This window comes from Dyella sp. LX-66 (assembly GCF_018599165.1).
Lineage (GTDB): Bacteria > Pseudomonadota > Gammaproteobacteria > Xanthomonadales > Rhodanobacteraceae > Dyella_D > Dyella_D marensis.
Genome location: NZ_JAHFVJ010000019.1, coordinates 46,974 through 55,450 on the forward strand (window position 1 = coordinate 46,974; position 8,477 = coordinate 55,450).

Below are 8,477 nucleotides of genomic sequence, written 5' to 3' on the forward strand. Positions count from 1 at the left end.
AGACCAGGCCTAGTGCCGCGCGAGCGTAGCGCACCTCAGCCGCGGCCGGCCGGCTGCAAGGTGAGCACATGCTGGTCCGGCCCCGGCAGCAGCGGGGTGGGGCGGCCGTTGACCCAGTCCTCGTGGCCGGCGCCGTAGTAGGGCGACAGCGGGTTGTCGCTCTGGCCGCCGGGCAGCTCCAGGATGCTGCCGGCCTCGTGGCCGGGCATTACGTCCAGCCGCTCGGAGGCACCGAAGCCGGGGCGCGCCACGCGCGGCATGTTGTCGTCGCCGGGCAGCGGCTCGTCCGGCATGTCCAGCCAGCGGCCGACGAAGGACGGCAGTGCGCGCGACAGTGGATGGCGGATGGCCGTGCGGTTGTACTCGCCCCAGGTGCGTGCGGCGAGGCCGCCGGGCTGCTTGCCCAGTTCGTCGGCGACCTGGCGCGCGGCGTCCTGCAGCAGCGCGTTCCAGTCGGCGTAGCGCGCATCCAGCAGGTGGACGGGGCGGTCGCGCACCAGCGCCCAGACGGCTGCTTCGGTGTGGCTGGGGCGCGGCCAGGTGAAGTCCTTGTAGCGCTCGGTCACTTCCTCGGCGAACGGTGCCAGCACCGCTTCGTGCACCTTGTCGCGGAAGGCGCGCACCAGGCGGTAGTCCACGCTGTCGGCGGCGGCGCGGCCGCGCCAGCTGGCGGTGAGCTGGCGCAGCTGGGCCAGGGTGGGGTCGGTGGTGCCGGCCAGGGTGTCCTGCAGCAGGCGCTGCCAGCGCACCAGCAGCAGGGCGCGGTGGTCGAGCTGGATATCCAGCAGGTTGCCCGGGGCGAAACTGCTGCGCGTACGCAGGCCGTCGCGGATCTGCTGCGCGCGCGCACCCAGGTCGTGGCCGCCTTCGCCGAGCAGGGCCAGCGCGGCGCCGTCGATGGTGCGGTTGTTGGCGGTCCACAGGCGGCCGTCGGCGGGGTTCTCGATCCGCGGGTACTGCGCCGGCGTGGCCCAGCCCTGCCAGCCGGTGCCGGGCTTGGACCAGTCCGCCGGCAGCAGCGGATCGACGCCGCTGCGCAGCGGAATGCTGTTGCCGGTGACGGTCCAGCCGATATTGCCGGCGCTGTCCGCCGCCAGCAGGTTCTGCGGCGGCATGCCCATGCTGGGCGCGAGATCGAGCGCGGCGTTGACGCTGGCGGCACGCTCCAGCTTCATCACGCCCAGGTTGTAGGCGCGCGGCAGGTCGCCGATCCAGGCCAGCGCCAGCGGCGTGCCGTCCGTGTCCTGCGCCAGGATCGGGCCCCAGCGCGTGCTTTCCACCTTGATGGTGCGCGGCGCGGCGCCTTTGATGCGGATGGTCTCCTCGTGCGTCTCGATCGAGTCGACGCCGTCCGGCACCTGGTAGCGCGCGGCGTCCTTCGGATCGCGCAGCACGCGCACCCAATCCAGCCAGTCGCCATAGCTGTTGGTGAAACCCCAGGCGACCTGGCCGTTGGATCCGGCGACCAGGGCCGGCGTGCCGGGCAGGGTCACGCCGCTGGCGTCGCGGCGGCCGTTCGGTGCGGTGGGGTCCGCATAGCGCAGGCGCGCGCGGAACCAGATGTCCGGCACACGCAGCCCCAGGTGCATGTCGTTGGCGAGGATGGCCGCGCCGCTCTCGGTCAGGCGGCCGGCCACGGCGAAGTTGTTGCTGCCGGGGCGTGGCTCGTCGAGCGCGGGCGCCAGTGCGGCAAGCGCGGCGGCGTCGGAGCTGGAGGCCACCGGCTTGTCGCGCAGGTTGAATACGTCCGCACCCGGGATCACCGGCGGATGCGAGAGATCGCCACTCAGCGGCGCTTCCCATTCGGGATCCGGCGCCAGCAGGAAATCCACCAGCGGCGAGGGCAGCGCGGAACGCATCTGCGCAAAGCTCAGCTCGCGCTGGTTGCGGCCGTCGCCGTTGAGGTCCAGGTACATCGCGCCGATCACCAGGAAACTGTCTTCCGGTTTCCACGGCTGCGGCTGCGTCCCGAGCAGGAAGTATTCCCAGGGTTTCACCCGCAGATCGGCGAGGCCGCGGTTCACGCCCGCGGTATAGAGCTCCAGCGTATGCCGGTCCTCCGGCGACAGCTGCGCCAGCGCCGCCTGCGCGGTGGCGCGCAGGCGATGGCGGCGATGCTCGATGTCGGTATCCACCGCCGCGGCGCCGACCAGTTCGGCCAGCTCGCCCGCGGCGACGCGGCGCATCAGGTCCATCGGAAAGAAGCGTTCCTGCGCGTGCACGTAGCCGAGCGCGAAGGTCACATCGTCACGGCTCTTGCCATCGATGGTGGCGCTGCCGAGCGCGTCGCGCGCAATGCTGGTGGTGTCGCCCAGGCCTTGCACGGCGACTTCGCCGTCGAGCTTCGCGCGGCTGCCGGCGAGCAGGAACCAGCCTGCCGCCAGCACGCCGGCGATCAGGATCAACAGGGAGAGCAGCAGGGCGCGCAGCCAGCGGAAGCGTCGGACTCGGGGCATCGGGAGGCGGACCTTGGGTGGCGATGCTCCCGAGTGTAGTCCCAACGCTCAGGGCTTGGCCGTGGTGAACACCGCGAAGATGCCCGCATAGGGCTTGACCATGAAGGTGGGCGCGCCGGCATAGCCTTCGCCGTCCACGTAGAACTGCGAGATGGTGCCGTCCAGGTACAGCGCGTCGCGGCAGCCGAGTTCATCGCGGAAAAGTCGCGCGAAGGTGTGAAAGTTCACCGGCGATTCGCTCACCACGAACACCACCCGATGCGGCGTCTTCGCGCATACGCCGCTGCGCCACTTCAGGCTGGACGAATCGTCCACGAAGCGGTCGTTGATCTGCCCGTCCACCAGGAGCATCGGCCCCGACTGCGTGGCCCAGCGCGCGGCCTTGGCGTCGGCCTTGAACGCGGTGCTGGTGCGTACGGCGGCGTGGCCGTCGGCATACACGGCGAACACGCCGTTGGGCTGGATCGAGAAATTGCCCGCGGCCGGATTGCCCTTGAACAGATTCAGCGGCACCACGGTGCGGCCGTCTTCCACGTACAGGCCCAGCGGCGCGAACTGGCGGTCGTAGATGCCGGCATTGGCGGCGAACAGCAGGCGGCGGTCGTGCGCCATGCCCCATTGGCGCAGGCCTTCGATGGTGGCGTAGGGCTGGCCGCTTTCCGGGTCTTTCCAGTGCAGGCTGAGCGGCTCGCGTTCCAGGTCCACGCGGACCACGCGGAAGCTCTGGCTTTCGAAGGTGACTTCATCGCTGTCCACCGCCTGCGCCTGGCGCGAACAGCCGCTGGCACCGGCGAGCATGGCCAGCGTGGCCAGCCAGTACAGCCATGGACGGCGGGCAGTGGATGCGGGGAGGACGGATGCCTGCATACGCACGATGGTGGCCGGGGCAGTGGTGCGGGTGCAAGCCCGGCGTGACATTTCGCATCTATCCGAAGCCGTGGCCGTTATAGACTGCCGTTTTTCCGCCGCACGCCGCCTCATGCCTTACACGCCCATCGTCGCCACGCTCGGTTATGTGCTCTCGCCGGATCGGCGCCGGGTGCTGATGATCCATCGCAATGCGCGCCAGGACGATATGCACCTGGGCAAATACAACGGCCTGGGCGGCAAGATGGAGCCGGGCGAGGACATCGCCGCCTGCATGCGCCGCGAGATCCTCGAGGAAGCCGGCATCGAGTGCGTGTCGATGCAGTTGCGCGGCACGCTGAACTGGCCGGGCTTCGGCAAGCAGGGCGAGGACTGGCTGGGCTTCATCTTCGTGATCGACCGCTATGCCGGCGAACCGTTTGCCGCCAATCCCGAAGGCACGCTCGAATGGGTGGAGCTGGACCGCCTGATGGAGCTGCCGATGTGGGAAGGCGACCGCCACTTCCTGCCGCTGGTGTTCGACGGCGATCCGCGGCCGTTCCACGGCGTGATGCCGTACAAGGACGGGCGCATGCAGTCCTGGTCGTACTCGCGGCTGTGACGCGGCGTATCGAGATCGTCGCGGCGATGATCCGCGACAGCGCGGGCCGCGTGCTGCTGGTGCGCAAGCGCGGCGCGGAAGTGTTCCAGCAGCCGGGCGGCAAGCGCGATCCCGGCGATGCAGACGACCTGCACACGCTGGCGCGCGAACTGGAAGAGGAACTCGGCTGCCGCATGCGGCGCGAAGGTGCGCGGCTGCTCGGACGCTTCAGCGCGCCGGCGGCGAACGAGCCAGGCTGCGAAGTCGAAGCGGTGGTCTACGAAGTGGCCGCGGACGGGCCGTTCGAGGCGAGGGCGGAGATCGAGGCGCTGTGCTGGGTGGATCCTGCGCAACCGGGCGATCTGCCGATTGCGCAGCTGAGCCGTGAGCAGTTGTTGCCGTTGCTCGCTGGCTAGAGTGCGCCGCGCTCAGGCGTAACCGGCACACCAGCGCCGGTTGTTCAAGGCATGCGCCGCAGCGCCACCACCGCATTGAGTCCGCCGAAGGCGAACGAATTGCTGATCGCCGCATGCACCGGCATCTTGCGCGCCTGGTGCGGCACGTAGTCGAGGTCGCAGGCGGGATCGGGTTCGAGATAGGCCAGTGTCGGCGGCACGATGCCGTGGCGCAGCGCGCCGATCACCGCGATCAGTTCCAGCGAACCGGACGCGCCCAGCGCATGGCCGTGCATCGGCTTGGTGGAGGAGATGGCCAGCGCGCGCGCATGTTCGCCGAACACGCGGTGCAGCGCGGCCGTCTCGGTGGCGTCGTTGGCCAGCGTGCCGGTGCCGTGCGCGCTCACATAATCCACTTCGGACGGCGAGAGATTGCCGTCGCGCAGCGCGTTCTCGATGGCGGCGGCCGCGCCCAGCTCGGACGGCGCGGCGATATCGCCCGCGTCCGAACTCATGCCGGTGCCGACCAGTTCCGCCAGGATGGTGGCGCCGCGCGCCTGCGCCTGTTCCAGCGTTTCCAGCACGAACATGGCCGAGCCCTCGCCCAGCACGATGCCGCGGCGGCCCTTGCTGAAGGGGCGGCAGGTGTCCGGCGCCAGCACGCGCATGGCTTCCCATGCGAGCAGGGTGCCCAGGTTGAGGCAGGCCTCGGTGCCGCCGACCACGGCGGCGTCGACCAGGCCGGAGCGGATCATCATCGCAGCCTGCGCGAACGCATGGTTCGACGAAGCGCAGGCGCTGGCCACCACGAAGGCCGGGCCGGTGATGCCGTGCGCCATGCTGATCTGGCTGGCCGGTGCGTTCATCATCATGCGGATGATGCCCAGCGGGTGCACGCGCGGCGCCTTCTCGGCGTAGATGCGGTGGTATTGGGTGTCGCGCGTCACCTCGCCGGCCACGCCGCTGCCCACCACCACCGCCGTGCGCGAGGCGCGTTCGCCTTCGAACGACAGCCCGGACTGCACGATCGCCTCTTTCGCGGCGACCAGGGCGTACTGCGTGGCCAGGTCGAGCTGGCTGAGCTTGGCTTCTTCGAAGTGCTGGGCCGGATCGAAACCCTTGACCTCGGCCACCACGCCGGCGGCGCGCACGCGTTCGGGATCCACGCGGGAAACAGGGGCGATGCCGGTGCGGCCCTCGGTCATGGCCTGCCAGACCGAGGGTGCGTCGTTGCCGAGCGCGCAGATCGCGCCCATGCCGGTGATGACGAGACGTTGCATGGAGGAGGTCAGTCGTTCTTCTTGGCGGCGAGCTGGCGCTCGATGGCTTCCACCAGCTGGCCCACGGTGCCGTTGTCGAAGTCCGTGTCCTCGTTGGGGAGGTTGATGCCGAAATGCTCTTCGATGTCGAAGATCACTTCGATGGCGTCGAGCGAGGCGACGCCCAGGTCCTTCAGGGTGGACTCGGGCTTGATGGTGTCGATGTCGATCTTCGCCTGCTTGGCGATGATCTCGGTGGTTTCCTGCTGTACGTTGCTCATGGGTCGTATCCCTGGTCCGTGGCGTTCGCCGCTGGCCGCACCGCGCGGCCGACCCGGCAAGCCTGACCAAGCACGGGGTGCTTGTCCAGACGCGACGGTCCTGTATTTGGTCGATTCTGCGCGGGTTCGCCTTTCGCCAATCTTTGGGACGGCCGGGCCGGCCGGCGGCGGCAGGGTAAGCGGCGTGAAAGCCCCGTCATCCATGCTGCGCGGCCCGGCTTGCGGCATCATGCGCGCGGCGTCCGGGACGGCGGCGCCCCACTTGCGGAAACCTTGCGTGCGTTATCTCAACCAACTCGAACCGGATGGCCTGGTCGCGTCCTTCGCGGCGCATCCTCCGCTCGGCTTCCGGGTGCGGGAAGCGCAAGGCACGCCCGCCTTCGTGGCGCCGTTCGACCTGCTGACCACCACCGACGACGCACTGCGCCGGCGCGTGGTCAAGGCGCCCGGCTACCGCTGGTGGGGGCGCCTGCTGCGCTGGCGCACCGCTTTCGTCGGCACCACCGTGTCGGAGTACGCGCTGTTCCCGCGCGCCGCCGACCCCGCCGCGCTGCCCGGTGCGCTGCGCCGCGAGCTCGGCGGCGGGCAGCGCCTGCTGGTGGTGAAGGACATCCCGCAGGATTCGCCGCTGTGCGACGCGGCCAGCCGCGAGTGGTGCGCGCGCTTCGCCGAAGCCTGCCGCGCCGAGGGCTATCTGCTGCTCGAGGGCCAGGCGCTGGCCTACGTGGCGATCGATTTCGCCGACGAAGAGGCGTATCTCGCGCGCCTGTCGTCTTCGCGCCGCAAGGACATCCGCCGCAAGCTGCGCAAGCGCGACGAGGTGGCGGTGGAAACCGTGGCCTGCGGCGATGCGCGCTTTGCCGACGACGCCACCGTCGATGCGTTCTATGCGCTGTACGAGAACGTCTACGCGCAAAGCGAGATCCATTTCGACAAGCTCAGCCGCGCGTTCTTCGCCACCGTGCTGCGCGACGCCGGCAATGGCGGCTTCGCCTTCGTCTATCGCCACCAGGGCGAGCTGATCGGCTGGAACCTGTGCTTCGTCGCCGACGGCAAGCTGATCGACAAATACGTGGGCTTCGCCTACCCGCAGGCACGCGAGCAGAACCTGTACTTCACCAGCTGGTTCCACAACCTGGCCTGGGCGCGCGAGCGCGGCCTGAGCCACTACGTGGCGGGCTGGACCGATCCGCAGGTGAAGTCCTATCTTGGCGCCAGCTTCACCCTGACCCGCCACGCCATCTGGCTGCGCAACCCGCTGCTGCGCGCCGCGGCGCGCAAGCTGGGCCACCTGTTCGAAAGCGACAGCCAATGGGCGCCGACGCCGACCGATGCGCAAACCTGATTCCATGCGGCCCGGTCCGCTGATCCTGGACTTCGACGGCGCCGTCGGCCCGATCGAAGGCGCCACCACGCTGCCGCTGGGCGACTGGCAGGAAGCGATCCGCTTCGGCTGCACCCTGCGCACCTTCAACCGCCTGCGCCGCCATCTCGCCGACACGGCGCCGGCCGAGCACGGCACCGTGCTGATGGGTTCGGGCGACTACCACCATTTGACCTGGCCACTGGTGGAGCGCCAGCGCGCACGCGGCCCGTTCCAGCTGGTGGTGTTCGACAACCATCCGGACAACATGCGTTTCCCCTGGGGCATCCATTGCGGTTCGTGGGTGCGCAAGGTGGCGATGCTGCCGTACGTCAATCACGTGCACGTGGTGGGCATCACTTCCGGCGACATCGGCGCGGCGCACGCCTGGGAGAATTACCTGCGGCCGTTGCGCGCAGGCAAGCTCAGCTACTGGTGCATGGATGTGGATGTGGCCTGGGCGGCGCGCCTGGGGCTGCAGGATGCGTTCCACCGCTTCGAGGATCCGGATGCGCTGACTTGCGCGTTCGTGGAGCAGTTGCGGCGGGCGCCGCAGGCGACTTATCTGTCGATCGATAAGGATGCTTTCAGTGTGGACACTGCGCGGACCAATTGGGACCAGGGTCGGCTGGAGGAGCACCACGCGATGGCGATTATTGAGGCGCTGCGCGGGCGCATTGTGGCCAGTGACATTAATGGCGAGGTGTCGGCGTATCGCTATCGCACGTGGTGGAAGCGCTTGCTCAGCGGGATGGATGGGCAGGAGCCCGTTCCACAGAGTGAGCTGGATGCTTGGCAGCTGCAGCAGCGCGAGTTGAATTTTAGGTTGTTGGCGGCTATCGCCGATAGCGCGGCGTGAGGCTACGCTTGCTCGTCATCCCGGCGTAGGCCGGGATCCAGTTTCTGTATCGCTTGGTTTTCGCGGTATCGCGATTTGGCCGCTTATGCAGCGGGCATTTCGGACGCCTGCCGGCGCCCGAGTCACTTTTTCTTTGCTGGCCCAAAGAAAAAGTAACCCAAAAGAAATGGCCTAAGAGCAACGGCTCGCGACGCGACTAGAACGAGCAGTGGACGGCTGCGGCAACGGATTAACCAGAGTCGACACGAAACCACTGTGCGTTTACGTAGCGGGTGCTTCAACGTGCCGTGGCGAAGAGGATGTTCAATGACTGAGGCCAGTTTTTGGGTTTAGCCCTGTTCGTTGCGTAAGCGTACGGCGTAGGTTGGGGTGAGCCGCAGGCGAACCCCAACGTGGCGAGGCGCGTGAAGGTGCGAG

Annotated in this window: 8 protein-coding genes; 4 read left to right on the forward strand and 4 right to left on the reverse strand. The window is 68.6% G+C overall.

The window, feature by feature from the left end; translation table 11 throughout:
* Positions 1-35: 35 nt before the first annotated feature.
* Complete coding sequence (locus KK141_RS21870; protein ID WP_214573116.1) at positions 36-2,456, reverse strand: penicillin acylase family protein; 2,421 nt, start codon at positions 2,454-2,456, stop codon at positions 36-38.
* Positions 2,457-2,504: 48 nt separating this feature from the next.
* Complete coding sequence (locus KK141_RS21875; protein WP_250901940.1) at positions 2,505-3,254, reverse strand: phosphodiester glycosidase family protein; 750 nt, start codon at positions 3,252-3,254, stop codon at positions 2,505-2,507.
* Between the two features lie 181 nt (positions 3,255-3,435).
* Between KK141_RS21875 and KK141_RS21880 the strand changes: the two genes are divergently transcribed.
* A complete protein-coding gene (locus KK141_RS21880) occupies positions 3,436-3,924 on the forward strand; it encodes an 8-oxo-dGTP diphosphatase (RefSeq protein ID WP_214573118.1) in 489 nt (162 codons plus the stop codon).
* The gene (locus tag KK141_RS21885; RefSeq protein WP_345777630.1) at positions 3,921-4,319 is read left to right on the forward strand and encodes an NUDIX domain-containing protein; all 399 of its coding nucleotides are present in this window, start codon (positions 3,921-3,923) and stop codon (positions 4,317-4,319) included. Before KK141_RS21880 ends, KK141_RS21885 begins: the two co-directional genes overlap by 4 nt.
* Positions 4,320-4,363: 44 nt before the next feature.
* Here the strand turns inward: KK141_RS21885 and KK141_RS21890 are convergent, their stop codons facing one another.
* Together KK141_RS21890 and KK141_RS21895 are read right to left on the reverse strand one after the other, a co-directional pair.
* Positions 4,364-5,578, reverse strand: coding sequence for a beta-ketoacyl-[acyl-carrier-protein] synthase family protein (locus KK141_RS21890; protein ID WP_214573119.1), 1,215 nt, complete (start codon positions 5,576-5,578; stop codon positions 4,364-4,366).
* A gap of 8 nt (positions 5,579-5,586) precedes the next feature.
* A complete protein-coding gene (locus KK141_RS21895) occupies positions 5,587-5,838 on the reverse strand; it encodes a phosphopantetheine-binding protein (protein WP_167257806.1) in 252 nt (83 codons plus the stop codon).
* Positions 5,839-6,115: 277 nt separating this feature from the next.
* On the opposite strand from KK141_RS21895, the gene KK141_RS21900 reads away from it, so the two are divergent.
* On the forward strand, positions 6,116-7,183 hold the full coding sequence (locus KK141_RS21900; RefSeq protein WP_214573120.1) for a GNAT family N-acetyltransferase: 1,068 nt from the start codon (positions 6,116-6,118) through the stop codon (positions 7,181-7,183).
* Entirely contained in the window at positions 7,170-8,060 is an 891-nt protein-coding gene (locus KK141_RS21905) for an arginase family protein (protein WP_250901937.1), read from the forward strand. Before KK141_RS21900 ends, KK141_RS21905 begins: the two co-directional genes overlap by 14 nt.
* Positions 8,061-8,477: the final 417 nt, after the last annotated feature.